31 protein-coding genes are annotated in these 24,759 nt (G+C 67.7%); 8 read left to right on the top strand and 23 right to left on the bottom strand.

All coding sequences use genetic code 11. From position 1 onward, the window contains the following. Positions 1-13 precede the first annotated feature (13 nt). Together HW532_RS06340 and ehuB are read left to right on the top strand one after the other, a co-directional pair. Positions 14-457: a universal stress protein gene (locus HW532_RS06340; RefSeq protein WP_213163585.1), complete on the top strand. Its 444-nt coding sequence runs from the start codon at positions 14-16 to the stop codon at positions 455-457. A gap of 54 nt (positions 458-511) precedes the next feature. Continuing rightward, the gene (ehuB, locus tag HW532_RS06335) at positions 512-1,381 is read left to right on the top strand and encodes an ectoine/hydroxyectoine ABC transporter substrate-binding protein EhuB (RefSeq protein WP_213163584.1); all 870 of its coding nucleotides are present in this window, start codon (positions 512-514) and stop codon (positions 1,379-1,381) included. A gap of 60 nt (positions 1,382-1,441) precedes the next feature. Here ehuB and HW532_RS06330 read toward each other — a convergent pair whose 3' ends face one another. From HW532_RS06330 to HW532_RS06255, 16 genes are all read right to left on the bottom strand, one after another. After that, positions 1,442-2,686, bottom strand: a complete 1,245-nt coding sequence (locus HW532_RS06330; RefSeq protein ID WP_213163583.1) for a multidrug effflux MFS transporter — start codon at positions 2,684-2,686, stop codon at positions 1,442-1,444. 121 nt (positions 2,687-2,807) lie between these two features. Further along, positions 2,808-3,359: a CAP domain-containing protein gene (locus HW532_RS06325; RefSeq protein WP_213163582.1), complete on the bottom strand. Its 552-nt coding sequence runs from the start codon at positions 3,357-3,359 to the stop codon at positions 2,808-2,810. A 104-nt stretch (positions 3,360-3,463) separates the two neighbouring features. Next, a complete protein-coding gene (locus tag HW532_RS22070) occupies positions 3,464-3,973 on the bottom strand; it encodes a BA14K family protein (protein WP_246479580.1) in 510 nt (169 codons plus the stop codon). A gap of 79 nt (positions 3,974-4,052) precedes the next feature. Beyond that, positions 4,053-5,162, bottom strand: a complete 1,110-nt coding sequence (gene leuB / locus HW532_RS06315) for a 3-isopropylmalate dehydrogenase (protein WP_213163581.1) — start codon at positions 5,160-5,162, stop codon at positions 4,053-4,055. Between the two features lie 106 nt (positions 5,163-5,268). Then, positions 5,269-5,874 carry a 3-isopropylmalate dehydratase small subunit gene (gene leuD / locus HW532_RS06310; protein WP_213163580.1) on the bottom strand — a complete coding sequence of 202 codons (606 nt, stop codon included), beginning with the start codon at positions 5,872-5,874 and terminating at the stop codon, positions 5,269-5,271. A 93-nt stretch (positions 5,875-5,967) separates the two neighbouring features. After that, positions 5,968-6,213 (bottom strand): hypothetical protein, encoded by a 246-nt coding sequence (locus tag HW532_RS06305; RefSeq protein ID WP_213163579.1) that lies wholly within the window; start codon positions 6,211-6,213, stop codon positions 5,968-5,970. 31 nt (positions 6,214-6,244) lie between these two features. Next, positions 6,245-6,820, bottom strand: coding sequence for a hypothetical protein (locus HW532_RS06300; RefSeq protein ID WP_213163578.1), 576 nt, complete (start codon positions 6,818-6,820; stop codon positions 6,245-6,247). 114 nt (positions 6,821-6,934) lie between these two features. Next, the gene (locus tag HW532_RS06295; RefSeq protein ID WP_246479579.1) at positions 6,935-7,333 is read right to left on the bottom strand and encodes a metallopeptidase family protein; all 399 of its coding nucleotides are present in this window, start codon (positions 7,331-7,333) and stop codon (positions 6,935-6,937) included. A 119-nt stretch (positions 7,334-7,452) separates the two neighbouring features. After that, positions 7,453-8,859 (bottom strand): 3-isopropylmalate dehydratase large subunit, encoded by a 1,407-nt coding sequence (gene leuC, locus HW532_RS06290; RefSeq protein ID WP_213163576.1) that lies wholly within the window; start codon positions 8,857-8,859, stop codon positions 7,453-7,455. Positions 8,860-9,085: 226 nt separating this feature from the next. Then, positions 9,086-9,487: a 50S ribosomal protein L19 gene (gene rplS, locus HW532_RS06285; RefSeq protein WP_213163575.1), complete on the bottom strand. Its 402-nt coding sequence runs from the start codon at positions 9,485-9,487 to the stop codon at positions 9,086-9,088. A gap of 82 nt (positions 9,488-9,569) precedes the next feature. Continuing rightward, complete coding sequence (gene trmD / locus HW532_RS06280; RefSeq protein WP_213163574.1) at positions 9,570-10,298, bottom strand: tRNA (guanosine(37)-N1)-methyltransferase TrmD; 729 nt, start codon at positions 10,296-10,298, stop codon at positions 9,570-9,572. A 23-nt stretch (positions 10,299-10,321) separates the two neighbouring features. Further along, positions 10,322-10,849 carry a ribosome maturation factor RimM gene (rimM, locus tag HW532_RS06275; protein ID WP_213163573.1) on the bottom strand — a complete coding sequence of 176 codons (528 nt, stop codon included), beginning with the start codon at positions 10,847-10,849 and terminating at the stop codon, positions 10,322-10,324. A gap of 36 nt (positions 10,850-10,885) precedes the next feature. Then, a complete protein-coding gene (gene rpsP / locus HW532_RS06270) occupies positions 10,886-11,281 on the bottom strand; it encodes a 30S ribosomal protein S16 (protein WP_213163572.1) in 396 nt (131 codons plus the stop codon). Between the two features lie 32 nt (positions 11,282-11,313). Further along, positions 11,314-12,861 carry a signal recognition particle protein gene (gene ffh, locus HW532_RS06265; protein WP_213163571.1) on the bottom strand — a complete coding sequence of 516 codons (1,548 nt, stop codon included), beginning with the start codon at positions 12,859-12,861 and terminating at the stop codon, positions 11,314-11,316. Positions 12,862-13,120: 259 nt separating this feature from the next. Continuing rightward, positions 13,121-13,945 (bottom strand): GGDEF domain-containing protein, encoded by an 825-nt coding sequence (locus HW532_RS06260; RefSeq protein WP_246479942.1) that lies wholly within the window; start codon positions 13,943-13,945, stop codon positions 13,121-13,123. A gap of 5 nt (positions 13,946-13,950) precedes the next feature. Further along, on the bottom strand, positions 13,951-14,319 hold the full coding sequence (locus tag HW532_RS06255; protein ID WP_213163569.1) for a hypothetical protein: 369 nt from the start codon (positions 14,317-14,319) through the stop codon (positions 13,951-13,953). Between the two features lie 232 nt (positions 14,320-14,551). Between HW532_RS06255 and dapF the strand changes: the two genes are divergently transcribed. From dapF to HW532_RS06230, 5 genes are all read left to right on the top strand, one after another. After that, entirely contained in the window at positions 14,552-15,430 is an 879-nt protein-coding gene (gene dapF / locus HW532_RS06250; RefSeq protein ID WP_213163568.1) for a diaminopimelate epimerase, read from the top strand. Between the two features lie 13 nt (positions 15,431-15,443). Further along, positions 15,444-16,715: a tRNA (N(6)-L-threonylcarbamoyladenosine(37)-C(2))-methylthiotransferase MtaB gene (gene mtaB, locus HW532_RS06245; protein WP_213163567.1), complete on the top strand. Its 1,272-nt coding sequence runs from the start codon at positions 15,444-15,446 to the stop codon at positions 16,713-16,715. After that, complete coding sequence (ftsY, locus tag HW532_RS06240; RefSeq protein WP_213163566.1) at positions 16,712-17,965, top strand: signal recognition particle-docking protein FtsY; 1,254 nt, start codon at positions 16,712-16,714, stop codon at positions 17,963-17,965. The genes mtaB and ftsY overlap by 4 nt, the downstream gene beginning before the upstream one ends. A gap of 8 nt (positions 17,966-17,973) precedes the next feature. Further along, positions 17,974-18,555, top strand: coding sequence for a septation protein A (locus HW532_RS06235; protein WP_246479578.1), 582 nt, complete (start codon positions 17,974-17,976; stop codon positions 18,553-18,555). 207 nt (positions 18,556-18,762) lie between these two features. Beyond that, the gene (locus HW532_RS06230; RefSeq protein WP_213163564.1) at positions 18,763-19,266 is read left to right on the top strand and encodes a MarR family winged helix-turn-helix transcriptional regulator; all 504 of its coding nucleotides are present in this window, start codon (positions 18,763-18,765) and stop codon (positions 19,264-19,266) included. Between the two features lie 30 nt (positions 19,267-19,296). Here HW532_RS06230 and HW532_RS06225 read toward each other — a convergent pair whose 3' ends face one another. Genes HW532_RS06225 through HW532_RS06215 form a run of 3 tightly spaced genes read right to left on the bottom strand, consistent with a single transcriptional unit; the run spans position 19,297 to position 20,846 of the window. Further along, positions 19,297-19,905 (bottom strand): DsbE family thiol:disulfide interchange protein, encoded by a 609-nt coding sequence (locus HW532_RS06225; RefSeq protein WP_213163563.1) that lies wholly within the window; start codon positions 19,903-19,905, stop codon positions 19,297-19,299. A gap of 3 nt (positions 19,906-19,908) precedes the next feature. After that, positions 19,909-20,100: a heme exporter protein CcmD gene (ccmD, locus tag HW532_RS06220; RefSeq protein ID WP_213163562.1), complete on the bottom strand. Its 192-nt coding sequence runs from the start codon at positions 20,098-20,100 to the stop codon at positions 19,909-19,911. 26 nt (positions 20,101-20,126) lie between these two features. Continuing rightward, positions 20,127-20,846 carry a heme ABC transporter permease gene (locus HW532_RS06215; RefSeq protein ID WP_213163561.1) on the bottom strand — a complete coding sequence of 240 codons (720 nt, stop codon included), beginning with the start codon at positions 20,844-20,846 and terminating at the stop codon, positions 20,127-20,129. A gap of 147 nt (positions 20,847-20,993) precedes the next feature. On the opposite strand from HW532_RS06215, the gene HW532_RS06210 reads away from it, so the two are divergent. After that, entirely contained in the window at positions 20,994-21,551 is a 558-nt protein-coding gene (locus tag HW532_RS06210) for an AAA family ATPase (protein WP_213163560.1), read from the top strand. A 4-nt stretch (positions 21,552-21,555) separates the two neighbouring features. Here the strand turns inward: HW532_RS06210 and ccmB are convergent, their stop codons facing one another. From ccmB to HW532_RS06190, 4 genes are all read right to left on the bottom strand, one after another. Continuing rightward, positions 21,556-22,224 (bottom strand): heme exporter protein CcmB, encoded by a 669-nt coding sequence (ccmB, locus tag HW532_RS06205; protein ID WP_213163559.1) that lies wholly within the window; start codon positions 22,222-22,224, stop codon positions 21,556-21,558. Further along, the gene (gene ccmA, locus HW532_RS06200) at positions 22,221-22,838 is read right to left on the bottom strand and encodes a heme ABC exporter ATP-binding protein CcmA (RefSeq protein ID WP_213163558.1); all 618 of its coding nucleotides are present in this window, start codon (positions 22,836-22,838) and stop codon (positions 22,221-22,223) included. Before ccmA ends, ccmB begins: the two co-directional genes overlap by 4 nt. Positions 22,839-23,067: 229 nt before the next feature. Then, positions 23,068-23,646, bottom strand: a complete 579-nt coding sequence (locus HW532_RS06195; RefSeq protein WP_213163557.1) for a class I SAM-dependent methyltransferase — start codon at positions 23,644-23,646, stop codon at positions 23,068-23,070. An 11-nt stretch (positions 23,647-23,657) separates the two neighbouring features. Further along, positions 23,658-24,542 carry a glycosyltransferase domain-containing protein gene (locus HW532_RS06190; protein ID WP_213163556.1) on the bottom strand — a complete coding sequence of 295 codons (885 nt, stop codon included), beginning with the start codon at positions 24,540-24,542 and terminating at the stop codon, positions 23,658-23,660. Positions 24,543-24,759 lie beyond the last annotated feature (217 nt).

Genomic DNA, 24,759 nt, shown 5'->3' with positions numbered 1-24,759 from the left:
TGGGGGAGCCGCCATGTTCCAGACGATTGTCGTCGCCGTCGACGGGTCCGATCACTCCTACAAGGCCGTGGACACCGCCGTGGACCTTGCCAAGCATTACGGGTCGTCCCTCGTCATGACGAGCGTCTACCGGCATCACTCCATGCTGGAGAGCACCCATTCGCTGGTGAGGGGGCGCGAGGAGATCGAACCGCCGGACGCCACGCTCAAGCGGCTCGCCCGCGAGTTCACGGATGAGGCGGTGAAGCGTGCGAAGGATGCCGGGATCGACAGTGTGACCTCCGAGGTCAAACGCGGGCATCCCGCCCGCACCATCGTGGAGATCGCCCAGCAGCACAAGGCCGACGCCATCGTGATGGGGAGCCGCGGGCTCGGCGATATCGGCGCACTGCTGCTCGGCAGCGTGTCCCACAAGGTCAACTCCATAGCGCCATGCACCTGTATCACCGTGCGTTAAGACACGGAGGACAAGGGGAGGGCAGGCCGGCGCATAACGTCCAGGAACGGTGCGATGCGTGTGAATGTGGATTTCCTCCGCCGCCCTGCGGGATGGCTTGCCGCAGGGCTCGTCTCGGTGCTGGCCATGACCGGGCTGGCCTCCGCGCAAGGTGTGCTGGAGCGCGCACGTGAGGGCGGAAAGGTCACCATCGCGGTCGCCGGCGAGGCGCCCTATGGCTATCGCGGGCCGGATGGCGAGATCACGGGCGAGGCGCCCGAGATCGCCCGCGCCGTGCTCGCCCGGCTGGCGCCCGATGCGGAACTCTCCTTCGTGACGGTGGAGTTCGGCGCGCTCATTCCGGGCCTTCGCGACGGCAGCATCGATATCGCCGCGGCCGGCATGTTCATCACACCGGCGCGCTGCGGCGAGGTCGCCTTCTCCAATCCGACCTATGTCGTGGGCGAGGCCTTCGCGGTGAAGGCCGGCAACCCGAAGGGGCTCACCGATTTCGCCACCGTGTCGGACAATGAGGAGGCCCGCGTCGGGCTGATCGCGGGGACGGTGGAATACAATTACGCGCTGGTGACCGGCATACCCGCCGACCGGGCGCCGCTCTACAGGGATTTCGGCCTCGCCATGGACGCCCTGAAGGCCGGCGAGATCGACGCGGTCGCCCTGACCGCGCTCACCGCGAAGGATCTGGTCGACGGCGAGGACGGTCTGGAGGCGACTCCGCAATTCTATCCGGTTCTCGATGGCGAGCAGGTCAAGGGGTATGGCGGCTTCGCCTTCCGCAAGGAGGACCGCGATCTCGCGGACGCCTTCAACGGCGTTCTCGCCGATTTCGTCGGTTCGCCCGCTCACCTGGCGCTCGTGGAACCCTTCGGGTTCACCGAGGACATGATGCCCGACATGACGGCAGAGGATCTGTGCAAGGGGTGAGGGCGCCTGCCCTGGTCCCCGTTCCACCTCTCCGGACTGCCGGCGATAGGCCGCGATACTCTAGCCCGGGCTCACCTCGTTGACGGGCTGCATCAGGCGGCCGCGCTCGGTGACGAGGACGACGAAGAGGGCGATGCTGCCGAACACGGCATAGCCGAGCGTCAGGGGCATGATGGTGCCGTTATAGGCCTGGCCGACCATGTAGCCGAGCACGGCGCCGCCCGTCGTCTGTATGCAGCCCACGAAGGAGGACGCCATGCCTCCGATGCGGCCGAGCGGCTCCATCGCCATGGCGTTGAAGTTCGGCATGATGAAGCCGAAGGCGAGCAGGTTGACCGCCAGGATGGCGCTGAAGACATAGACGGACGGGGGCCAGAACAGCGCCAGCAGCGTGTGCACGATGCCGGTCGCCGCGAAGCAGACGAGGGCGGCGTGCGACAGCCGGCGCATGCCCATGCTCTCCACCAGGCGGCTGTTGAGGAAGGAGGCGACCGCCAGCACGGCGGCGATGGCCCCGAAGAAGATGGGGAAGGAATCGTGGACGCCGTAAATGTCGGCGAAGATCTGCTGGGCGGAATTGATATAGCCGAGCAGGCAGCCGAAAACCAGCGCGATGGCGAGCGTGTAGCCGACCGTCTGGCGGGTGGTGATGGTGGTCTTCGCCGCCCGCGCGAGCCATGTCATCGAAAGGGGCTCCTGCTTCTCGGCGGGATGGGTCTCCGGCAACCTGAGCGCGGACCACGCGATGGCGATGACCGCGACCAGGAACATGAACCAGAAGATCCAGTGCCAGGTGCCGGCGAGCAGGATGGCGCCGCCGACGGTGGGCGCGAGCACGGGCACGATGATGAACACCATCATGACGAAGGACATGACACGCGCCATCTCGCGCCCGCCGAACAGGTCGCGCACGGCGGCGATGGCGATCACGCGCGGCGCGGCGCTGCCGAACCCCTGGACGAAGCGCGCCGCCAGGAGAAATGCGAAGCTGTCGGAGAAGACCAGCGCGAAGGAGGCGATGCCGTAGATGACGAGGCCCGCCATCAGCAGCGGCTTGCGGCCCCAGCTGTCGGACAGCGGGCCGTAGACGATCTGGCCGAGGGCGAAACCGAGCATATAGGCGGTCACCACCGCCTGGGCCGCATTGTCGTCGGTAAGGGAGAATTCCGCGCCGATCGCGGGCAGGGCCGGCAGCATGATATCGATGGACAATGCCGTGAGGGCCATCAGCAGGGCGATGATGGTGACGAATTCCGGCATCGATATGAGCGAGCGCGCATCCGCGCGCGAAACAGGTTTCAACATGGCGGTGAGGGCCCCCGGTTCGGGAGTTGGGGACAGGGAGAACCTGTCGAAGAATGCTATCCAAGATAGTGCGAAGCGCCGGCAAAGGCCATAGGCACCGTGTCAGCCTGTCGCGAAAGGACTACTTCTCCCAGAAAATCTGGGCGGCATAGAGATGGTGGCCATATTGGAGGGCGCCGGTGCTGACGAAGCGGTAATAGCGCGTCATCAGGTTGCGGCGGTGGCCGCCGCTGTCGAGCCATTGCTGGAACAGCCGCCGCGCCTTGGTCTTGTCGACGGGGCCTGCGCTCCTGTCGCGCGCGACATTCTCGCCATAGGCCCCGTGACCGTCGCCGGCGAAGGCGAGGAAGCGCTGGCTGAAGCGGTAGCCGGCCTGCGAATAGTGCCCGACGAAGTCTCCCTTCAGCATTTCCACCGCCTGGGTGCGCGCGCCGTCGCGCAGGAGCGCGCTCGCGGTCAGCCCGTCGCGCCCATTCTGGCGGCGGGCGGCGGAGGCGAGGCCGTCCAGATAGTCCTCGAGATCGGGGCGGAAGCGGGCGCCTGCCGGCAGGCTCGACAACAGCGTGCGGCTATAGCCGAGATAGGCGGGCTCCGCCGCATGGCCGCGGCCTGCGGGCACGGCGCAGGCCGGGACGAGCGCGAGCATGGCGACGAACCGCCGGCGATCGATCATGGAGCCCCCTCAGCCCGGAACGAACGGGACACTTGCACAAACGATAGCATCCGCAGGGCCGGGGCGCCCTGCGGCAGATGTGTCGGACAGTTGAGCCGCGCCCCTTACTGGCAGAAGCGGTACTGTCCCGAATAGGCCAGATACTTGCCGGTTTCGGGGTTGAAGGACCGGTACTTGTCGGCGCAATAGCGGTACCATTCCGGCGTCCACGGCTCCGGCCCGCCGCCGCCGCCACTTGCCGCGGGCGCCGCCGGTGCGCGCGGAGCCGCGCTGCGCGCCATGCAGTCCCTGTAGGCGCGGTTATAGGCGGCCTTGGCCTCACTCGAATCGCGGATCGCGCCGCCGAGGGCACCGCCGACCGCGCCGATGGCCGCGCCTCTGCCCGCGCCCTTGCCGCCGTCGACAATGCCGCCGATGGCCGCCCCGCCGAGCGCGCCGATGGCCGCGCCGCCCAGCACGCCCGTGCCGCGCTGATAGCGCGACGCGTAATCGCGGGCATAGCTGTCGCAATAGGCGGCGGACTGGGCCTCTGCCGTGCCGGTATCGAAGCCCGCCGAGACGCCCAGCGCCATGACCGTTGCCGCAAGGCCGGTGGTCAGTGTTCTCAGAGCCATAGCCTCATTCCTGTTCGACCAGCCCCCGCTCGTCGGGGAGCATGGTACCTGCCGGAGACAGGATGCGGCAACCGTTCTGTCAGTCGGCGTCCTGCAGGTTCTTCAGGATGGCGGCACCCATATCGGAGGTCGAGATCTCACGCATGCCGTCCTGCATGATGTCGCCGGTGCGAAGGCCCTGGTCGAGCGCGGTCGCGATGGCGCCTTCCAGCCGGTCAGCCCACTCGCCGAGCCCGAAGGAATAGCGCAGCGCCATGGCGAAGGAGGCGATCATCGCGATGGGGTTGGCCTTGCCCTGGCCCGCAATGTCGGGCGCGGAGCCATGGACCGGCTCGTAGAGCGCCTTGCGCCGCCCGGTCTTCTCGTCGGGCGCGCCGAGCGAGGCCGACGGCAGCATGCCGAGGGACCCGGTGAGCATGGCCGCGATGTCGGAGAGCACGTCGCCGAACAGGTTGTCGGTGACGATCACGTCGAACTGCTTGGGCCGGCGCACGAGCTGCATGGCGCAATTGTCGGCGAGCACATGCTCCAGCGCGACGTCCGGATAGGCCTCGTCGTGTATGCGGGTGACCACCTCGTGCCAGAGCACGCCGGTCTTCATGACATTGCGCTTCTCCGCGGAGGCGACCGCATTGCGCCGGGTGCGCGCGAGCTCGAAGGCGACGCGTGCGATGCGCTCGATCTCGTAGGTGTCGTAGACCTGCGTGTCGACGGCCCGCTTCTGGTTGTTGCCGAGATCGGTGATCTCCTTGGGCTCGCCGAAATAGACGCCGCCGGTCAGCTCGCGCACGATCAGGATATCGAGCCCTTCCACCACGTCGCGCTTGAGCGAGGAGGCGTCGGCGAGCGCCGGATAGCAGATGGCGGGCCGCAGATTGGCGAACAGCCCCAGATCCTTGCGCAGGCGCAGAAGCCCCGCTTCCGGGCGCTTGTCGTAAGCCACGCCGTCCCATTTCGGCCCGCCGACCGCGCCGAAGAGCACGGCGTCCGCCGCCTGGGCGGTGTCCATCGTGGCATCCGACACCGCCTCGCCATGGGCGTCATAGGCGGATCCGCCCACGAGGTCCTCTTCCGTCTCGAAGCGGGCGATGCCCTGGGCGGTGAACCAGTCGACGATGCGCCGGGCCTCGGCAGTGACCTCGGGGCCGATGCCGTCGCCGGGCAGGAGGAGGAGCTTGAATGACGTCATGGATGTCGTGCCGGATTGTCAGTGATGGCGGGATGTGCTCCCGGGGACTTAAAGCCCACGGGCCGATCTGGCAAGCCCCCGCCCGCCTGCCGACATGCCGGACAGACTAGAGCCAGGGATGCGCGGCTTCGGCCTTGGTCTCGTAGGTGTCGATGGCGGCCGCCTTCTCCATGGTCAGGCCGATATCGTCGAGACCTTCCAGCAGGCAGCGCTTGCGGTGCGGGTCGATGTCGAAATGGATGACGCCGCCGTCGGGGCCGCGGATCTCCTGGGCCTCCAGATCGACGGTCACGGTGGCGTTGGCGCCGCGCGAGGCGTCGTCCATCAGCTTGTCGACGTCTTCCTGCGGCAGCTTGATCGGCAGGATGCCGTTCTTGAAGCAGTTGTTGTAAAAGATGTCGGCGAAGGACGGTGCGATGACGCAGCGGAAGCCGAAATCGAGCAGGGCCCAGGGGGCATGCTCGCGGCTCGATCCGCAGCCGAAATTGTCGCCCGCGACCAGGATCTTCGCGTTCTGGTAGGCCGGCTTGCTGAGCACGAAATCGGTGCGCTCGTTGCCGTCCTCGTCATAGCGGAAATCGTAGAAGAGCGCGCTGCCGAGGCCGGTGCGCTTGATGGTCTTCAGGAACTGCTTGGGGATGATCTGGTCGGTGTCGACATTGATCATGTCCAAGGGCGCCGCAACGCCGGTCAGAACCGTGAACTTCTCCATCGTGACCGTCTCCTCGTCTTTTCGCGTGACTGTTACATGCGCCGCCAGGCGCGCGCGGTCAAGTCCCCGGCGGCGCGGAAAACCGGTTCGATGTCACGACAGGACGTAGGTCGTCACCAGATGATAGGTGAGATAGATCAGCGCGAGCACGGCGAGGCCCCGGCCGATGCGCTTGCCCCAGATCTCCATGGGATCGTCCGGGTCGGTCTCGGGATGGGCCATCCGGCCGCCGCCGATGAGCTTCTCGCCCTGCTCGTCGAGCCGGTCGAGATGGCGGCGCGCGGCGCGGGCCTCGCGGTCGTGGCGGTTGTCGGGCGGCTCGTGCCGGGCGGTTGGCATGGGGTCTCGTCCAGTCTCGACAGGGTGGCGGTCAGCGCACGTCGACGCGCGGGGTGCGGATCCGGCGCTGCACGACGCGCGGTTCTCCGTCCCGCCTCGGGGCCGCATCGGCATAGCAGCGGTCGAGCATGCTGCAGCGGGCGGGGCCGGGGGCATGGAAGCGGTCGCCGGAGGAATTGCGGAACAGGCGCGTACAGATCTGCTTCACGCCGGCCGGCGTCAGCCATCCGTCGCGCCGGCCCTGCCTGACCGCGTAACAGTCCGCGGCCGTCTCGTCGTCATCGACATACTGGTGGCCGCATTCGTGATAGTAGACGAACAGGCGCACCTGCCGGGGCAGGCGGGCGAGCTTGTTGGGGTTGAGGATGATGAGGCCGGGCATCGCCCCGCCATAGTCCCAGAAGCGCGGACTGACGATGGTGTCCGTATTGCCGCAGCGCAATGTGCGGCCCGCCATCCTGTAGGTGCCGGGCGGCTTGATCGTCGCATTGTTCACGATGTCGTCGAGCCGGGCCGAGCCTCCGGTGACGCGCGACTGCGCCCGCGCCTCCTGAATGGCGGACAGGGCCACCAGTACCGCAAGAAACCCCAGAACGATCCTCGACATCGCCTTTGTGATCCGCAAAACCCCGGGTTTCCGGTTTGCTCTGCCATACTGTGCAGGCGGCTCCCGCTGGCTGTCAATCAACCCTGCCGTGCCGTGCGGGGCCCCGTCGGGGCGTTATGGCCCGGCCTCGGCCTCGATGCGTTCCATGTCCTCGTCCGACAGGCCGAAATGGTGGCCGATCTCATGGATGAGCACATGGGAGACGATGTCCTCCAGCCGGTCGCCGGTTTCCTGCCAATAGGCGAGGATCGGCTTTCGGTAGAGCCATATCATGTTGGGCATCTGCCCCGTCCAGGGCGTGGCGCCGGCATGGGCCATGCCGATACCCTGGAACAGGCCGAGCAGATCGTAGGGCGAGGCAAGGCCGAGCGCGTCGAGCGCATCGTCGGCGGGGACGTCGGCCACACGGATCACGATGTCGCCGCACAGTGCGCGGAACGCCTCCGGCAGGCCCGCATAGGCCTGCTCTGCCATGGCCTCGATCTCGTCGAGCGTCGGAAAGGGCTGGCGCATTGCGGGTCGTCCTGCCTTGCCGTGAAGCGAAAAGGGCCGGGGCATCGATCCATGCCCCGGCCCAATCATGTGGCCCGTCAGGGGGCGAAACTCAAGGCACTGCCGCGTTCAGTCAGCCCTCAACGCCAGTCGCGCACATCGACGAAGTGCCCGGCGATGGCAGCCGCGGCGGCCATGGCCGGCGAGACGAGATGGGTACGCCCGCCGCGTCCCTGGCGGCCCTCGAAATTGCGATTCGAGGTCGAGGCGCAGCGCTCCTTGGGCGCCAGCTTGTCGGCGTTCATGGCAAGGCACATGGAGCAGCCCGGCTCGCGCCAGTCGAAGCCCGCCGCGCGGAACACCTTGTCGAGGCCCTCCGCCTCCGCCTGATCCTTCACGAGGCCTGAGCCCGGAACGATCATCGCGTTGACGTTCTCGTTCACATTGCGGCCCTCGACGACCTTGGCCACCGCGCGCAGGTCCTCGATGCGGCCATTGGTGCACGAGCCGATGAAGACACGGTCGACATTGATGTCGGTGATCGGCGTGCCGGCCGAGAGCCCCATATAGTCGAGCGCGCGCTCGATGTGATGGCGCTTGTTGGCATCCTCCACCGCAGCCGGATCGGGAACGCGGCCCGCGACGGAGGCGACGTCTTCCGGGCTCGTGCCCCAGGTGACGATCGGGGGCAGGGCGGCGGCATCCAGGCGCAGTTCGCTGTCGAAGGCCGCGCCCTCGTCGGTGTGCAGTGTGTTCCAGTATTCGAGCGCCATCTCCCAGGCCTTGCCCTTCGGTGAGCGGGGGCGGTCCTGGATATAGCGGTAGGTCTTCTCGTCCGGCGCGATCAGGCCGGCGCGCGCGCCGCCCTCGATGGTCATGTTGCACACCGTCATGCGGCCCTCCATGGAGAGCGCGCGGATCGCCTCGCCGGCGAACTCGATGACATGTCCCGTGCCGCCGGCTGTGCCGATCTCGCCGATGATGGCGAGGATGATGTCCTTCGCGGTCACGCCGTCGGGCAGCTCGCCATCGACCAGGACGCGCATGTTGCGCGCCTTGGACTGGATCAGCGTCTGGGTGGCGAGCACGTGCTCGACTTCCGATGTGCCGATGCCGTGGGCCAGCGCGCCGAAGGCGCCATGGGTGGAGGTGTGGCTGTCGCCGCACACGATGGTCGTGCCGGGCAGGGTGAAGCCCTGCTCGGGCCCGATAATGTGGACGATGCCCTGGCGCTTGTCGGTCTCGTTGAAATAGTCGATGCCGAACTCGGCCGCGTTCTTGGCCAGCGTGTCCACCTGAAGCGCCGATTCCGGATCGTCGATACCGTGGCTGCGGTCGGTGGTCGGCACATTGTGGTCGACGACGGCGAGCGTGCGCCCGGGGGCGCGCACGGTGCGCCCTGCGAGCCTGAGACCCTCGAAGGCCTGCGGGCTCGTCACCTCGTGTACAAGATGCCGGTCGATGTAAATGAGGCATGTGCCGTCCTCGGCCTCATGCACCAGATGGTCGTCCCAGATCTTGTCGTAGAGGGTTCTCGGCGCGGTCATCGCGGCGTCTCCAGTGTTCTTGTTTAGAGTGTGTCGCTGATATGGGGCACGAGGGGCCGCGCGGTCAAGTGTCCGGGAGGGGCGAACGCAAGAAACGGCACCGGCCCGCTCCCTTGCGCGCCGCTCCGCCTCGGGATCGCGATCCCGGGAACGGGGGTGGGCAGGGGAGCGGGCCGGTGCCGTTCGATGCGTCGAAGGACGGTCGAGAGCGCCGTTAAGGGCGCTCTTATTTTGCGGCGGCGGCCTCGGCCTTCTCGCCCGTGCGGCGCGTGTCCTGGCGCTCGGCGATACGGGCGGACTTGCCGCGCCGGCCGCGCAGGTAATAGAGCTTCGCGCGGCGGACCTTGCCGCGGCGCACCACCTTGATGGAGTCGATCAGCGGGCTGTAGACGGGGAAGACGCGCTCCACGCCCTCGCCATAGGAAATCTTGCGCACCGTGAAGCTCTCGTTGAAGCCGGAGCCCGACCGCGCGATGCACACGCCCTCGAAGGCCTGGACGCGCTCGCGCGATCCCTCGACCACGCGGACATTCACGATGACGGTGTCGCCGGGGCCGAATTCCGGCACCGGGCGCTGGGCGGTGATCTTTTCCGCCTGCTCTTGCTCAATCTGCTCGATGATGTTCATCGGACCGATCCTTTTTCTTGACTTGGCGGGCTCTTTACCCGCGGTTGGCTCAAAAATCAAACCCTTCCGGACGAGTCCGGCATTATTCGTCGTTCGCGGCGCGCGCGCCGTAGGCCGCCCACAGGTCGGGCCGGCGCTCGCGCGTGATGCGTTCCGCCTCCGCCCGCCGCCAGCGCGCGATGCGCCCATGGTCGCCGGAGAGCAACACCTCCGGGATGGCGCGGCCTTCCCATTCGCGCGGCCTCGTATAGTGCGGATATTCGAGGAGATCGTCCTCGAAGCTCTCGCTCATACCCGATTCCGCCTTGCCCATGACACCGGGCAAAAGCCGCACCACGGCGTCGATGAGCACGATGGCCGCCGGCTCGCCGCCCGACAGAACGACGTCGCCGACCGAGACCTCCTCCAGGCCGCGCGCCTCGATCACGCGCTCGTCGACGCCCTCGAACCGGCCGCAGACGACGACGACGCCCGGCCCGGCCGCGAGCGCACGTACGCGCGCCTGGGTCAGGGGCCGGCCGCGCGGGCTCATCAGGAGCCTGGGGCGCGGGTCGTCCGGCCGGAGTGCGGCGTCGAGCGCCTCGGCGACCACATCCGCCTTCATCACCATGCCCGGACCGCCGCCGGCAGGGGCATCGTCGACGGAGCGATGCCGGTCATGGGCATGGTCGCGGATGTCGACCGCCTCGAGCCGCCACACGCCCTCGCCAAGCGCCCTGCCGGCGAGCGACAGGCCGAGCGGCCCCGGAAACATCTCCGGATAGAGCGTCAGCACGCTGGCCGTCCAGGGACTGGTCGTCTCCGCGCTCATGGGGCGTTGTACGTCCTTCGCACTCACTCTTCGACCAGGCCCTCGGGCGGGTCCACCACGATCCGGCCGCCGCCGATATCGACCTCCGGCACCGCCTCGCGCGTGAACGGCACATAGACGGTGCGCGACGGCGCATCGGCAAGCCGGATCTCGACAAGGTCGCCCGCGCCGAAATCCTCCAGTGCGACGACCTCGCCTAGCACCCTTCCGTCCCGGTACTCGGCGACGAGGCCGACGAGGTCGGCGTGGTAGAACTCGTCGTCGTCCGGCTCGGGCAGCCGCTCGCGCGCCACATAGAGCTCGGTGCCCCTGAGCGCCTCGGCCGCATCGCGGTCGCTCACGCCCTCAAGCCGCGCGATCACCACGCCCTTGGCGACCCGCAGGGCCTCGATCCCGAAGCGCTGCCGGCCGTCGGCACTCTCCAGCGGACCGTAGGCCGCAATGGCCTCCGGGTCGCCCGTGAAGGCCCTGATCCGCACCTCGCCGCGAATGCCGTGGGCGCCGGCGATGGCGCCGAGGCATATGCGGGAGGCATCGCCCTTGTGCACCATCGCGCGCCTCGTCCCGAGCGGCGTGGGCCGGCAGGCTTACTGCGTGGCCTCTTCGGCCGGCGCCTCGGCGGCGTCCGCCGCGGCCTGCTTGGCCTCTTCCTCGGCGATGCGCCTGGCTTCCTCGCGCTCCTGGCGCTTCTTGCCGTACTGCGCCTTCTGCGGATTGTTGCGCGCCTCGCGCTTCAGGAGGCCGGCGGCATCGAGGAAGCGGTGCACGCGGTCGGTCGGCGTCGCGCCCACGCCCAGCCAATGCTGCACGCGGTCGGTGTCGAACACCACGCGCTCGGCGTGATCCTTCGGCAGCAGGGGATTGTAGTTGCCGAGCTTCTCGATGTAGCGGCCGTCGCGCGGCGACCGGCTGTCGGCCACGACAATGCGGTAAACCGGGCGCTTTTTCGTGCCGCCGCGGGACAGTCTGATCTTCAGGGACATTGTTTTCCGTTTCTCCTAACCAACGTCGATAGTCACTTCTTCTTTCCGGGGAATTTGGGCATGCCGCCAAGGGGGCCGCCGCCCAGTCCGGGAAACCCCTTGCCGCCGGCGCCCGGCAGACCGCCGAGCCCCTTCTGGAGCGCGTCCGGCGAGAGCCCCTTGGGCAGGCCGTCGGGGCCGAGCTCGGGCATCGCGCCGCCGGCCCCGCCGGCACCCGCGGCGAGCTCGGCCATGTCGGGTATGCCCTTGCCACCGCCGAACAGGCCGCCGAGCATTCCCTTGTTTTTGCCGAGCTTCTTCATCATGTCCGCCATCTGGCGGTGCATCTTCAGGAGCTTGTTGACGTCCTGGACCTCGGTGCCGGAGCCCGCGGCGATGCGCTTCTTGCGCGAGGCGTTCAGAACCTTCGGCTGGCGCCGCTCCTTGCGCGTCATCGAGTTGATGATGGCGAGCTGGCGCGTCATCACGGAATTGTCCATGTTCGCCGCGTCGATCTGCTTCTTCATCTTGCCGATGCCGGGCAGCATTCCGAGCACGCCGGACATGCCGCCGATCCGCTCCATCTGCTTGAGCTGCTCGGCGAGGTCCTCCAGATCGAAGGAGCCCTTCTTCATGCGCTCCGCGATGGCCTGGGCCTTTTCCGCGTCGATCGTGGCGGCGGCCTTCTCCACGAGGCTCACCACGTCGCCCTTGCCGAGAATGCGGTTGGCCACGCGGTCGGGGTGGAAGATCTCCAGCCCGTCGAGCTTCTCGCCCGTGCCCAGAAGCTTGATCGGCTTGCCGGTAACGGCGCGCATGGAGAGCGCCGCGCCGCCGCGCCCGTCGCCGTCGACACGGGTCAGGACGATGCCGGAGACGCCGACACGCTCGTCGAAGCTGCGCGCGACATTCACCGCGTCCTGGCCGGTCAGCGCGTCGGCGACCAGCAGCGTCTCGTGCGGCTTCGCGATGTCGCGGACCTCGACGCTCTCGCGCATCAGCTCCTCGTCGACATGGAGCCGGCCGGCGGTGTCGAGCATGACGACGTCGTAGCCGCCGAGGCGGGCGGCATCGAGCGCGCGCCGCGTGATGCGGACCGGATCCTCGCCCGGCACGATGGGCAGCGTGTCGACACCGGCCTGCTCGCCGAGAATCTTGAGCTGTTCCTGCGCGGCGGGCCTGCGCGTGTCGAGCGAGGCCATGAGGACCTTCTTCTTGTCCTCCTGGGTGAAGCGCAGCGCGAGCTTGGCGGTCGTCGTCGTCTTGCCGGAGCCCTGCAGGCCGACCATCATGATGGCGACCGGCGGCACGGCCTGAAGGTCGACGGGCTCGGGCTCCGCGCCGAGCGTCTCCACCAGCGTGTCGTGGACGATCTTGATGACCATCTGGCCCGGCGTGACCGAGCGGATGACCTCCTTGCCGACGGCACGCTCGCGCACCTTGTCGATGAAGGAGCGCACGACCTCCAGTGCCACGTCCGCCTCGATCAGCGCGCGGCGCACCTCGCGCATGGCGGCGTTGACGTCGCTTTCGCTCAACGCGCCGCGCTTGGTGAGCGTCTCGAATATGCCGCTCAGGCGGTCCTGCAGTGTCTCAAACATCTACGGCCTCTCGGGCGATGCGGGTCGGGAACGGTCCGGTGAACCACATCTGGTGTGCCCTCCGCCAAACGCCAACATCACCCGCGGGCGAATCCTCGCTGGCGGGTGTTGACCCCCCTGCCTCCCGGACGGTCTCCTTGGTCCATGGGCAGGGCGGCGGCTCGAAGACGACAGGCGTCTTGGGCAGAAAGCGTGCGGACTTTATGCGCAAGGACGCCGCAAAGTCAATGGAAATGGGGGGCGAATGCGTCGCCGGCCGTCACTGGACCAGGCTGATCTTCGGCTTTGCGGCCGGCCGGGCCGGATCGCCATCCGTGCCCGGCAGCGAATAGCCGTTTCCGCCACGCCGCTTGGTACGGTATAGAGCCGCATCGGCCTTCTCCAGCACGCCGGTGATGCTGGTGCCGGGTTCCGGCCACCATTCCGCGATGCCGATGCTGATCGACATGTCGATGATATTGCCGTTCCAGCCGCAGGGCGAGCGGGTGACGCTGTCGACCAGCCTCTGCGCGACCTCGCCGGCTTCCGGCAGGTCGATGCCCGGCAGGAGGACGCAGAACTCGTCGCCGGAGAGCCGGGCGAGCGTGTCCTCCTTGCGCAGCGACCGGACCGTCAGCCTGGCGAAGTGTTTCAGGCAGGCATCGCCCGCGGCATGGCCGTAGCAATCGTTGACTTCCTTGAAGCGGTCGATGTCGATCATCAGCACGGAGAAGCCGAACCTCACATGGCCGCCGAGCGTCTCGTAGCGCCGTGCGGTTTCCATGAGGCTGCGCCGGTTGGGCAGGCCGGTTAGCTCGTCCTGCGCCGCCAGCCCCTTCAGTTCGACATAGAGCCGGTCGAACGCCATCAGGATGAAGCCGATGTTCCAGACTGCGCCGCCGAAGACCACGGCAAGCAGCGCGAAGGCGGCGTAGGTGTAGTAGTCCTCCACGGAGAGGTCGCCGGTGACGCGCAGGCCATTCATGCCGGTCTCGGCGACATGGCCGACAAGGGCGAGCACCGTCGCGCATATCGCCACGAGCACGCCGAGCGTCTTGTGCTCGCGGCGCAGCAGGAAGCCCATGGTCAGTGCGATGGGCACCATCTGGCTCACAGCATAGGCGATGTTCTGGGGCGCGCGGTCGTCCCCGCCAAGAGCATGGCCACGAGGCTGGCCGCCATGATGGCCCCGATGGCGCGCCAGCGCGGCGGCTCGCTGTAGAACACGCGCGCGCCCGTCCATGTCAGGCAGAAGCTGAACACGACCAGGCAATTGCCGAGGGTCGTGGTGGGAAGCCCGACGCCGAGCCCTTCCAGAGACAGGGCCAGGCCGCCGACCGTCGACATTGCCGTGGAGGCGAGCCAGTAGCGTGCCGCCGTGAACCCCCGGTAGATGTAGCAGAACGCCGCCCAGATGATGCTGAGCGTCAGCGAATTCAGCAGGATGACAACATAGAGCGTGACGAAGTCGAGCTGCATCGGAAGGCGTCCATCCGCTGGAAGTCGGATCGGTGCATTATCCGGGACTATGGCCGGATGCCGCGCCTGGCGTTCGGTCAATTTATCGTTTGTACTCTTCTAAATCCCTAAAATTGTGCGCACGTCAAGGTTCGCGGCCCGTGGCATGCGGTCGGCCGCGGTTGCGCCGCTTCGCCGCCGGGACCACAAAGAGGCTGGCCTTCATGCGGTTTATCCCCATATAACCGGGACCATGAACAAGGCTCGTCCCATACCGTTCCGAAAGATGAACGGGCTCGGCAACGACTTCGTCGTGCTGGACGCACGGGCGCACCCTGTCGCGCTCGACAGCGCGGCCGTGCGTGCGATTGCCGACCGGGAGACCGGCGTCGGTTGCGACCAGCTCATCGTCGTCGCGCCGCCGACGAGCGGCGACATGGACGCCTTCATGGCCATCTGGAACAACGATGGCAGCGAGGTCGACGCCTGCGGCAACGCGACGCGCTGCGTCGCCGACCTGCTGATCTCGGAGACCGGAAAGCCGGAGGTCGTGATCGGCACGAATGCCGGCCTCTTGCGCTGCACCCGGCCGGGCGAGGGGCTCGCGACCGTCGATATGGGCACGCCGCGCTTCCGGTGGGACGAGATCCCGCTCGCCCGCCCTGTCGAGGATACGCGCGCGGTCGTGCTGGACACGGGGCCGGAGGTGCCGGAACTGGGGCCTGCGAGCCTGGTCAATGTCGGCAATCCGCACTGCATCTTCTGGGTCGGAGACGTCGCCGCATATGACCTCGCCCGGTTCGGCCCCGTGCTGGAGCATCATCCGATCTTCCCCGAGCGCGCCAATATCTCGCTTGCCCATGTGGCCGACGAGGGCCACATCGTGCTGAGCGTCTGGGAGCGCGGCGCGGGGCTTACGAGAGCCTGCGGCACGGCGGCCTGTGCCGTCGCGGTGGCGGCAGCGCGCAACGGCCTTGCCGGCCGGAAGGTGCGTGTGACGCTGCCCGGCGGCGATCTCTCGCTCGACTGGCGCGAGAGCGACGGCCATATCCTGATGACAGGGCCGCTCTCATATGATTATGAGGGAACCTTGCCGGCATCGACGGTCGAGCCGGCGGGAACCGACGCTTGAGCTCGATACCCCAATGACCGCGCGCAGCGACATCGTGACCTTCGGCTGCCGGCTCAACACCTATGAGTCGGAAGTCATGCGCGCGCGCATGGACGAGGCGGGGCTCGAGGGCGCCATCGTCTTCAACACCTGTGCGGTGACTGCGGAAGCCCAGCGCCAGGCCCGCCAGGCGATCCGCCGGGCGCGCCGCGACAATCCCGAGGCCCGCATCATCGTGACGGGCTGTGCCGCGCAGGTCGATGCGGATAGTTTCGCCCGGATGCCCGAGGTCGATCTCGTTCTCGGCAACGAGGAGAAGCTCGACGCGGAGAATTACCGCCTGAAGCCCGCCGATTTCGGCGTTTCGGCGGAGGAGAAGGTGCGCGTCAACGACATCATGTCGGTGCGCGAGACCGCCTCCCACATGATCGACGGCTTCACCGAGCGCACGCGCGCCTTCGTGCAGGTGCAGAATGGCTGCGACCATCGCTGCACCTTCTGCATCATTCCCTTCGGGCGCGGCAATTCGCGCTCGGTGCCGGCGGGCGAGGTGGTCGGCCAGATCCGCCGGCTGGTGGCGGGCGGCTATCGCGAGGTGGTGCTGACCGGGGTCGACATCACCTCCTATGGCGCGGATTTGCCTGGAAAGCCCCGGCTCGGCACGCTGGTGAGACGCATCCTGAAGCTCGTGCCGGAGCTTGAGCGCCTGAGGCTCTCCTCCATCGATTCCATCGAGGCGGACGGGGATCTCATGGCAGCCATCGCGGAGGAGGCGCGGCTGATGCCGCATTTCCACCTCTCGCTCCAGGCCGGCGACGACATGATCCTGAAGCGCATGAAGCGGCGCCATCTGCGCAACCATTCCATCGCCTTCTGCGAGGAGGTGCGGCGCCTGAGGCCCGATGCGGTGTTCGGCGCGGACCTCATTGCGGGCTTTCCGACAGAGACCGACGCGATGTTCGAGAACACGCTCGCCATCGTGGACGAATGCGGGCTGACCTTCCTGCACGTCTTCCCGTTCTCCGCGCGGCCCGGAACGCCGGCGGCCCGCATGCCGCAGCTTCCCGGGCCGGTGGTCAGGGAACGGGCGGCCAGGCTGCGCGCGGCCGGCGAGCGGCGGCTGTCGGCTTATCTCGGCGCACAGGTCGGCGTGCGCCATCCGGTGCTCGTGGAGACGGGCACCATGGGCCGCACGCCCCACTACGCGCCGGTTTCCTTCGAGATGCCGCTCGATCCGGGCGCGATCGTGGAGGCGGAGATCACGGCAGCGACCCCCGACCATCTCGAGGGGCGGCTGGCGGCATGAGCGAGACGAAGCGCGAGACGGGGTTCCTCAAGCGGCTGTTCGGCCGTGACCGGGCTGTGCCCGGGCGAGAGGAGGAGCGCCCGGACGAGGCGCCGGTCGAGGATGCGCCGGAGGCCGCTGAGCCGGAGGTGGAGGGGCCTGCTGCTGCGAAGCACGATGGCGGCGAGCCGATTGCCGAGGTATCTGCGGAGGAGGCGGCCGCTGCGGCCGAGCCTGCCGAGGTCCTTCCGGAAACCGTCGGAGAGCAGGACGTTCCCGAACAGGCTCGCGAGCCGGTGCCCGACTTGCCGCGGCCTGATGACGCAGCGCCGGAGGAGGAGAGCGGCACGCCGCGCCGGAGCTGGTTCCAGAAGCTCAAGGACGGGCTTTCCAAATCGTCGCGCTCGCTCACCGGCGGCATTGCGGACATCTTCACCAAGCGCAAGCTCGACGACGACACGCTCCAGGATCTGGAGGACATCCTCATCCAGGCCGATCTCGGCGTCGACACCGCGATGCGGATCACCGAGAAGGTGGCCGCCGGGCGCTACGACAAGGAGGTCTCGCCGGAGGAGGTGAAGTCGGTGCTCGCGGAGGAGGTCTCCGCCGTCCTGTCTCCGCTTGCCACGCCGCTCGCCGTCGACGAGGCGCACAAGCCCTTCGTGATCCTCACCGTGGGGGTCAACGGCTCGGGCAAGACCACGACTATCGGCAAGCTTGCCGCGCAGTTCTCCCGCGAGGGCCGTTCGGTCATGCTGGCCGCCGGCGACACCTTCCGCGCCGCCGCGGTCGAGCAGCTCAAGGTCTGGGGCGAGCGCACCGGCGTTCCCGTGGTCTCGCGCGAGACGGGGGCGGATGCCTCCGGGCTCGCCTTCGACGCGCTGAAGCAGGCGCGCGAGGAGCGCCGCGACGTCCTGATCATCGACACGGCCGGGCGGCTGCAGAACAAGTCCGACCTGATGGCCGAGCTCCAGAAGATCGTGCGGGTCCTCAAGAAGCAGGACGAGACGGCACCCCATGCCGTCCTCCTCGTGCTCGACGCCACGACCGGCCAGAACGCCATGAACCAGGTGGATATCTTCCAGCAGACCGCCGGTGTGACGGGGCTGGTCATGACCAAGCTCGACGGTACAGCGCGCGGCGGAATCCTCGTGGCGATCGCCGACCGGTTCGGCCTGCCGATCCACGCCATCGGCGTGGGCGAGGGGGTCGACGATCTCCAGCCCTTCGAGGCCGACGCCTTTGCGCGCGCCATCGCCGGGCTCGAATGAGGTGGCCCATGGCTGACACGGATCGACCGCCCCTCAACCCGCTCTTCAAGATGGCCGTCGAGGTCGGGCCCCTGGCGGTCTTCTTCCTGGCCAATGCGCGCTGGGGCATCTTCGAGGCGACGGGCGCCTACATGGTTGCCACGCTGGTGGCGCTCGGCGTCTCGTGGCTCGTTGCCCGGCGCGTACCGGTCATGCCGCTGGTGACGGGCGTGTTCGTGGTGGGCTTCGGCGGGCTGACGCTCATCCTGCACGACGAGCTCTTCATCAAGATGAAGCCGACCATCGTGAACGTCCTGTTCGGCCTCATCCTGATCGGCGGGCTCGCCTTCGAGAGGTCGCTGCTCAAGCCGGTCTTCGGCGAATCCTTCGCGCTGACCGATGAGGGCTGGCGCAAGCTGACCCTGCGCTGGGGCGCCTTCTTCCTCGTTCTGGCCCTGCTCAACGAGGTTGTCTGGCGCAATGTGTCCACCGATATGTGGGTGAACTTCAAGGTGTTCGGCATCATGCCGCTGACCTTCGTCTTCGCGCTCACGCAGATCGGCCTTCTCCAGCGCCATGCGCTTGCGGAGGAACGCTCTCCGGAGGGCTGATCCGGCGGGGACGGCCATGCACGGGCGGCGGCGTGCATCCGGAACGGTAGGCAAAGAATTGTGACAATAGCCCCTTGCCACCGCGCATATGCGTATTACCCTCCCCATGGGGTATGCTGACGAGGTTCATCGCCAACGGGCTGGGTCGGCGATGTATTGGGGGGCACGTTGTCGCCGCTTGCGGTGGCGCGTTAGGGATCGTATTCCATGGCAACACGTACTGAAATCGAGGACTTGAACGGGTCGCCCTATCATCTGCTGAAGCGGGCGACGCAATATGCGGCGAATCTCTTCGCCGACGAGGTTGGATACCGGGGGCTGACCCATCGCCAGTTCACGGTGCTGCTGGCCATCGCCCAGAACGAGGGGGCAAGCCAGACACGTCTCGTCAAGGTGACCGGGATCGACCGGTCGACGCTTGCCGATCTGGTGGGCCGGCTGCTCAAGCAGGGCTATGTCCAGCGCCGGCGTACGCGCGAGGACAGCCGGACCTATACGATCAAGCTGTCCGCGGCCGGACGGCGCGCACTGCAGGCCGCCCAGCCCGGCGCGGCCGAGGTCGACAGGCTGGTGCTTCAGGCCGTGCCGGCGGATCTGCGCAAGGCCTTCCTGGAGGCGCTCGGCGCCCTGAGCGATGCCCATAGCGCCCAGATGGACGCGGAGGAGACGGCGCGCAACGATAGCGCCGCCAAGCGCCGTCGCAAGGCCTGAATACCGGGGGAGGCGGGGCGCTTCCGGGCGTCAGCCGCCGCCCTGCGCCGCTTCGATCGCCGGGATGATCTTGTCCTTCGCGATCTCCGGCGACATCGGTCCGATCCATTTGAACGTGATCACGCCCTTGCCGTTGACCACGAAGGTCTCCGGCACGCCGTAGACGCCCCAGTCGACGGAGGCGCGGCCGTCCTCGTCGACGCCGACGGCCTCGAAGGGGTTGCCGTGAAGGCCGATGAAGCGGCGCGCATTCTCCGGCTTGTCCTTGTAGTTGATGCCGAAGACGCGGATGTCCTGGCGCGAGGCGAGCTGCATGAGGATGGGATGCTCGTCGCGGCAGGGCACGCACCAGGAGGCCCAGATATTGACCAGAGTGACCTTTCCGGTCTTCAGGTCGGCCGCGGAAAAGCCCGGCACGGGAATACCCTCGCTCTTCAGGCCGGAAAGGCCCGGCAGGGCGAAATCGGGTACGGGCTTGCCGATGAGCGGCGAGGGGACCTTGCTCGGATCCCCGCCCTCCAGCCGCAGGAGGAAGACGACGGCGAGCGCCACGAAGATGCCGACGGGCAGAAGTGTCAGCCATGGGCGCCGGCGGCGCGGTGCGTCGGAAGTGTCCCGGGTATCGACCTTGTCAGCCATCCCTCAGTGTTCCTGCTTGCTGCCGACCGGGGGCGATGGCCTGCGCCGCCGTACGCCACGTGCTTCCAGCGCCGCGAGCCTGCGCGCCTTGGCCCGGTCGTTGAGCACGACAGCGGCCGCGAGCCCGACAAGCACGACGGCGGTGACCGCATACGCCGCGATCACGAATCCGATATGGTCGCCAGCCAGTGACATCCCTCGCGATGCCTCTCTCCCTGTCTCTACCCTTGCACAGCGGCGATCTCCATCGCCCTGATGCGCCGGTTCACGATCTCGGTGCGGATCGCGACAAGGTGCAATGTGAGATACAGGGCGAAATAGGCAAGCCCCATGACGATGAGCGGCCAGAGCATGGAGGGGGCGATGGTCGGCCCGTCCATGCGCAGCACGCTGGAGGGCTGGTGAAGGGAGTTCCACCAGTCCACAGAGAACTTTATGATCGGCACGTTCACGAAACCGACGAGCGCCATGATCGCCGCGACACGCGCGGCCCGTCCCGGATGCTCGATCGCCTGCCAGATGCCGATATAGCCGAGATAGAGAAGGAACAGCACGAAGACGGAGGTCAGCCGCGCGTCCCACACCCACCATGCGCCCCACATGGGCTTGCCCCACAGCGAGCCCGTGACGAGCGCGAGGAAGGTGAAGCAGGCGCCTATGGGGGCTGCCGTCCGCCCGGCGACATCGGCCAGCGGGTGGCGCCAGATGAGCGCCACGGCGCTTGAAACCGCGATGACCGTATAGACGAGCATCGCCAGCCAGGCGGCCGGGACGTGGATATACATGATCCGCACCGTCTCCCCCTGCTGGTAGTCGGGCGGCGAGGTGACGAGGCCGCCATAGAGCCCGACGGCGAACAGCAGGACGGTCGCCGCCGCGCACCACGGGACGAGCGTGCGGGCGAGGGCCATGAACCGCGTTGGATTGGCATAGCGCTGCATGGCGCTGGTCTATCCCGTCGCGCGCACGGACGCAATGCGGCCTCGTGGCCCGGTCTCCATTTCGTTCCGCTCCCCGCAGTTTTCCGCACCCGGGCTGCACGAATCCTCCCCCCTCGCACCGTTCACAGCAAGGAGACGTTCCCGACAATGAGTGCAGACACAGACCGCTTCTTCGTCCTGACCGGTGGGCCCGGATCGGGCAAGACGACGCTGATCGCCGCGCTGGAGAGGCTCGGCTATCGACGATCTGAGGAGGCCGGCCGGGCCATCATCCAGGCGCAGAGCGCCATTGGCGGCTCCGCATTGCCCTGGGCCGACCGCGGCGCCTTCGCAGAGCTCATGCTGAGCTGGGAGCTGCGGTCCCATGCCATGGCGTTCGGGCAGGACGGTCCGGTCTTCTTCGACCGGGGCGTGCCCGACGTCATCGGGTATCTGCGGCTCTCCGGCCTCGCCGTGGCGGACCATGTCCGGCGGGCGGCCGCGCTCTACCGCTACAACAGGCGCGTCTTCATCGCCCCGCCCTGGGAGGCGATCTTCGCGCAGGACGGGGAGCGCAAGCAGGATTTCGACGAGGCGGTGCGCACCCACGAGGCGATGGTCGAGGCCTATTCGGCGGCGGGTTACGAGTTTGTCGCGCTGCCGCTGGCCTCCGTGGAGGAGCGCGTTCGCTTCGTTCTCGGCCATGTCGGCGCTGCCGGCGGGTGACGCGCTAGTGAAAATGCGCGCGCAGGGCGGCGGCCGCCGCGATGGGGCACAGGACGAGGGCGGCGAGCGCCAGGGCGACGAGGATCAGCATGGAGGCGGAGAACATGTCCGCCGTCACCGTGGCGCCGGCCGTCGCGCTCAGGCCGAAGACCAGCACGGGCACATAGAGCGGCAGGATCAGGATGGAGACAATGAGCCCGCCGCGCCTGAGACCGACCGTCACCGCGGCGCCGACCGCGGCGAGCAGGCTGAGGGCCGCCGAGCCTGCGATCATAGCGGCGCCGAGGGTGAGAAAGAGGCTCGGATGCAGGTTCAGCAACAGGCCGAGCACCGGCGCGGCGATGGCCAGCGGCAGGACCGTCGTGACCCAGTGGGCGAGCGCCTTGGCGAGCACGACGAGCTCGAGCGGCAGGAGCCCGAGGCTCATGAGCTCGAGCGAACCGTCTTCGTAGTCGGCCTGGAAGATCCGGTCGGCGGACAACAGGACGGAGAGCAGGAGCGCGATCCACAGCATGCCCGGAGCGATGCGCGACAGGAGCTGGAGGTCCGGTCCGATGCCGAGCGGAACCAGAACGACGACGGTCAGGAAAAAGCCGATGGCCGTTCCGACCCCGCCGCCCTGGCGCAGGACGAGCCGGATGTCGCGCGCGGCGATGGCGGCGAACATGCTCATGCGGCCGCGTCTCGCGCGCCGGCGCGGCCCATGTCGAAACTTTTGGCGAAGTCGATGCCGAGCCCGGTATGGGAGGCAGCGAGAACGATCCCGCCGCGGGCCATATGGGCCTCCATCTGGCCCGCGAGCCTCTTTTGCGAGGCGGTGTCCAGGCCGACGGAGGGCTCGTCGAGCAGCCAGATCGGGCGGGTGACGAGCGCGAGGCGGGAAAGGGCCAGCCGGCGCTTCTGGCCGGAGGAGAGAAGGCCCGCGCCATAGGGGGCGAGCCCGTCGAGATCGAAGGCCTCCAGCGCCCGGTCCACATCCCCGCCGCCGAGGAACCGGGCCCAGAAGGCGAGGTTCTCGCGCACCGTGAGGGCCGGCTTTACCGCATCGGCATGGGCGACATAGTGGCTGAGCTGGCCGATGGAGAGATCGTCCGGCTTGCCGGAGAGCGAGACGGTGCCGGAGACGGGCTCCACCAGCCCGCATATGACGCGTAGAAGGCTCGTCTTGCCGGAGCCGTTCGGGCCTGTCAGCAGCAGCCCCTCTCCGCCGGCGACAGCGAGGCTGAGGCCGGCGAATACCCGCCGCCCGCCGCGGTCGCATGTGAGATCGCGTATCTGTAGCTCCATCGGACGGCCCGACCCTCGAACGCCGCTGTCCCCATCCCTCTACAGGATGGCGCGGGGCTTCGCAAAGCGTTAGGGGATACGGGCCGGCACAGGCCGACCGGACAGGGCGCTGGAGCGCATTTCGTGAACTCTTGTTCGCTCGATGCCCTCCAGATCCCTGTATCGCCGCACTTTCGAACCGGAAAAGCGGTCTCCACTTTTCCTGAAAGCGCTCTATCGGCAAAGCGCTCTATCGGCGCCGGAGGATGGCGAGGGCGTCGCGGTGGATCTCGCCGAAGCTCCGGTCGAGGCTGTCGTAGAAGGCGATGTCGGCGATGGCTGCCTTGATCTCGGCAAGCGCGTGGCGGTCGAGATGCGGGGTTTCCCGGCCCCTGCCACAGGCGAGCGCGCGCAGGAGATCGAGCGTCCTCACCGCATTGCCGGGCTCGATCCCGGCCGGCTGGTGGTGCAGGTTCTCGATGCAGTAGAGCCCGCCCGGCCGGAGCCTTGGAAACAGGCGGGCGAGCGCGATCTGCTGGTGGTGCGAGGCGTGGCTCGCATCGTCGACGATGACGTCGAACAGCCCGCCGGACTGCGCGATGAGCCTGTCGAGATCCTCCAGCCGGCCGGAATTGCCGCGCAGGATGTGGACGCCGGGCATTGCCGGGGCGGCGGAGAAGTCGGCGATGTCGAAGCCGTAGATCGTGGCGTTGGGCAAATAGTCGCGCCACATGGCAAGGCTCGGCACCGACGCGTGGGGCCCGCCCGGATTGCGTTCCTGGATATCGGTGCGCAGGAGGCCCATTTCGAGGAGCCTCAGGGGCTCCATGCGCCGGTCCTTCAGAAAGAGCTCGTAGATGTCGGCATAGCCGTTGGCGCTGTAGTAGATCGTACCCTTGTCGCACCGATACCGGTTGGCGCGCTTGCGCAGGGCCCAGTCTTGCGTGCTGGGTGCGGGGAACAGGTCCGGATCGGTGCCGTGGCCATTGTCCGGCCTTGCCGCGCGATCCTCCTTGCTGCGGTGCAGCCAGCGATAGGCGGCCGGATCGAACCTGCCGCCCGTCCGCCTGCGCGCCGATCGGGGGAGGGGGCGATACAGGCATTGTCGGCGATGTCGCCGTCGAAATGACCGGGCTCGAAGCCGTGCCGCCATGCGGCGAAGGCGAAGGCCAGCTCCTCGCGGGCGGAATAGCGCAGGAGATGCTCGTACCAGTCCTCCGCGACCTCCATGACCGCGCGGTCATTGTGCCGGCGCAGGAGCAGGGCGCCGGCGATCAGGCCGAATCGGTGCGGGAAGCCGAGGCGGCGATAATGGTCGGCCTGTTCGCGCACGCGCCGTTCGTCCTCCTCGCCCCGCTCGATGACGGCTTCGGCCTCCTCGTAGAGGCACATCCGGTCGCGATGGCGGAAGGAGAAGAAGGACGGTCCCGACCCGGCATAGCGCTCGAGCATGTCGACGGGGTCTGCCTCAAGCGCGATGCCGGTGTCGAGAAAGAGGCTCCAGTCATGGTCGGGAAGATAGCGGTGGGCAAGGATTTTCGCCCGTTTCGCGGCTCGTGCGCTGTCGAGTCCGTGCGTGTCGATCAACCGGACGTCCCAGTGCTCTGCGGTGATATCCGGATCGTCAGTGAACAGAACGAGGTCGTAGCTGTTGCTGGGCGGAACGGGCGCGGGCCCGACGCCTGTCGGTCCGACGAGAACGGAATAGACGGCCAGATTCGTCATGCCCCCGTCAGGTCTCCTCCGCCATCGGGCCGCTGTCCCGGTGCAGTCATTCGTCGATTCAATCAATGAGTGCATTGATTTGTCAATTTCCCTCTATAGGGGAGGGGTGCGGATCGTGGAGACCGGTCCGGAACCGTTTCGGACGCACGGTTGAGACGAAGCGTGTTCGCCACCACTTTAAAGAAGATCGAATTCCGACTATAGAAGGCGCCGATGA

The organism is Kaustia mangrovi (genome assembly GCF_015482775.1).
Lineage (GTDB): Bacteria > Pseudomonadota > Alphaproteobacteria > Rhizobiales > Im1 > Kaustia > Kaustia mangrovi.
Note: the sequence above shows the minus strand (reverse complement) of the source record. Positions and strands in the feature narration are given on the sequence as shown.

Coding starts and splice junctions, on each gene's coding strand:
- ftsY (WP_213163566.1), top strand. CDS start 16,712: ATGAGCGAGACGAAGCGCGAGACGGGGTTCCTCAAGCGGCTGTTCGGC.
- HW532_RS06325 (WP_213163582.1), bottom strand. CDS start 3,359: ATGATCGATCGCCGGCGGTTCGTCGCCATGCTCGCGCTCGTCCCGGCC.
- HW532_RS06215 (WP_213163561.1), bottom strand. CDS start 20,846: ATGCAGCGCTATGCCAATCCAACGCGGTTCATGGCCCTCGCCCGCACG.
- HW532_RS06255 (WP_213163569.1), bottom strand. CDS start 14,319: ATGCAGCTCGACTTCGTCACGCTCTATGTTGTCATCCTGCTGAATTCG.
- HW532_RS06210 (WP_213163560.1), top strand. CDS start 20,994: ATGAGTGCAGACACAGACCGCTTCTTCGTCCTGACCGGTGGGCCCGGA.
- ehuB (WP_213163584.1), top strand. CDS start 512: ATGCGTGTGAATGTGGATTTCCTCCGCCGCCCTGCGGGATGGCTTGCC.
- HW532_RS06330 (WP_213163583.1), bottom strand. CDS start 2,686: ATGTTGAAACCTGTTTCGCGCGCGGATGCGCGCTCGCTCATATCGATG.
- HW532_RS06190 (WP_213163556.1), bottom strand. CDS start 24,542: ATGACGAATCTGGCCGTCTATTCCGTTCTCGTCGGACCGACAGGCGTC.
- HW532_RS06340 (WP_213163585.1), top strand. CDS start 14: ATGTTCCAGACGATTGTCGTCGCCGTCGACGGGTCCGATCACTCCTAC.
- dapF (WP_213163568.1), top strand. CDS start 14,552: ATGAACAAGGCTCGTCCCATACCGTTCCGAAAGATGAACGGGCTCGGC.
- rpsP (WP_213163572.1), bottom strand. CDS start 11,281: ATGTCCCTGAAGATCAGACTGTCCCGCGGCGGCACGAAAAAGCGCCCG.
- trmD (WP_213163574.1), bottom strand. CDS start 10,298: ATGAGCGCGGAGACGACCAGTCCCTGGACGGCCAGCGTGCTGACGCTC.
- ccmD (WP_213163562.1), bottom strand. CDS start 20,100: ATGTCACTGGCTGGCGACCATATCGGATTCGTGATCGCGGCGTATGCG.
- ccmB (WP_213163559.1), bottom strand. CDS start 22,224: ATGAGCATGTTCGCCGCCATCGCCGCGCGCGACATCCGGCTCGTCCTG.
- leuB (WP_213163581.1), bottom strand. CDS start 5,162: ATGACGTCATTCAAGCTCCTCCTCCTGCCCGGCGACGGCATCGGCCCC.
- HW532_RS06295 (WP_246479579.1), bottom strand. CDS start 7,333: ATGCGCCAGCCCTTTCCGACGCTCGACGAGATCGAGGCCATGGCAGAG.
- HW532_RS06300 (WP_213163578.1), bottom strand. CDS start 6,820: ATGTCGAGGATCGTTCTGGGGTTTCTTGCGGTACTGGTGGCCCTGTCC.
- leuD (WP_213163580.1), bottom strand. CDS start 5,874: ATGGAGAAGTTCACGGTTCTGACCGGCGTTGCGGCGCCCTTGGACATG.
- HW532_RS06195 (WP_213163557.1), bottom strand. CDS start 23,646: ATGGAGCCCCTGAGGCTCCTCGAAATGGGCCTCCTGCGCACCGATATC.
- leuC (WP_213163576.1), bottom strand. CDS start 8,859: ATGACCGCGCCGAGAACCCTCTACGACAAGATCTGGGACGACCATCTG.
- HW532_RS06235 (WP_246479578.1), top strand. CDS start 17,974: ATGGCTGACACGGATCGACCGCCCCTCAACCCGCTCTTCAAGATGGCC.
- ffh (WP_213163571.1), bottom strand. CDS start 12,861: ATGTTTGAGACACTGCAGGACCGCCTGAGCGGCATATTCGAGACGCTC.
- HW532_RS06305 (WP_213163579.1), bottom strand. CDS start 6,213: ATGCCAACCGCCCGGCACGAGCCGCCCGACAACCGCCACGACCGCGAG.
- HW532_RS22070 (WP_246479580.1), bottom strand. CDS start 3,973: ATGGCTCTGAGAACACTGACCACCGGCCTTGCGGCAACGGTCATGGCG.
- mtaB (WP_213163567.1), top strand. CDS start 15,444: ATGACCGCGCGCAGCGACATCGTGACCTTCGGCTGCCGGCTCAACACC.
- rplS (WP_213163575.1), bottom strand. CDS start 9,487: ATGAACATCATCGAGCAGATTGAGCAAGAGCAGGCGGAAAAGATCACC.
- rimM (WP_213163573.1), bottom strand. CDS start 10,849: ATGGTGCACAAGGGCGATGCCTCCCGCATATGCCTCGGCGCCATCGCC.
- HW532_RS06230 (WP_213163564.1), top strand. CDS start 18,763: ATGGCAACACGTACTGAAATCGAGGACTTGAACGGGTCGCCCTATCAT.
- ccmA (WP_213163558.1), bottom strand. CDS start 22,838: ATGGAGCTACAGATACGCGATCTCACATGCGACCGCGGCGGGCGGCGG.
- HW532_RS06260 (WP_246479942.1), bottom strand. CDS start 13,945: ATGGTGCCCATCGCACTGACCATGGGCTTCCTGCTGCGCCGCGAGCAC.
- HW532_RS06225 (WP_213163563.1), bottom strand. CDS start 19,905: ATGGCTGACAAGGTCGATACCCGGGACACTTCCGACGCACCGCGCCGC.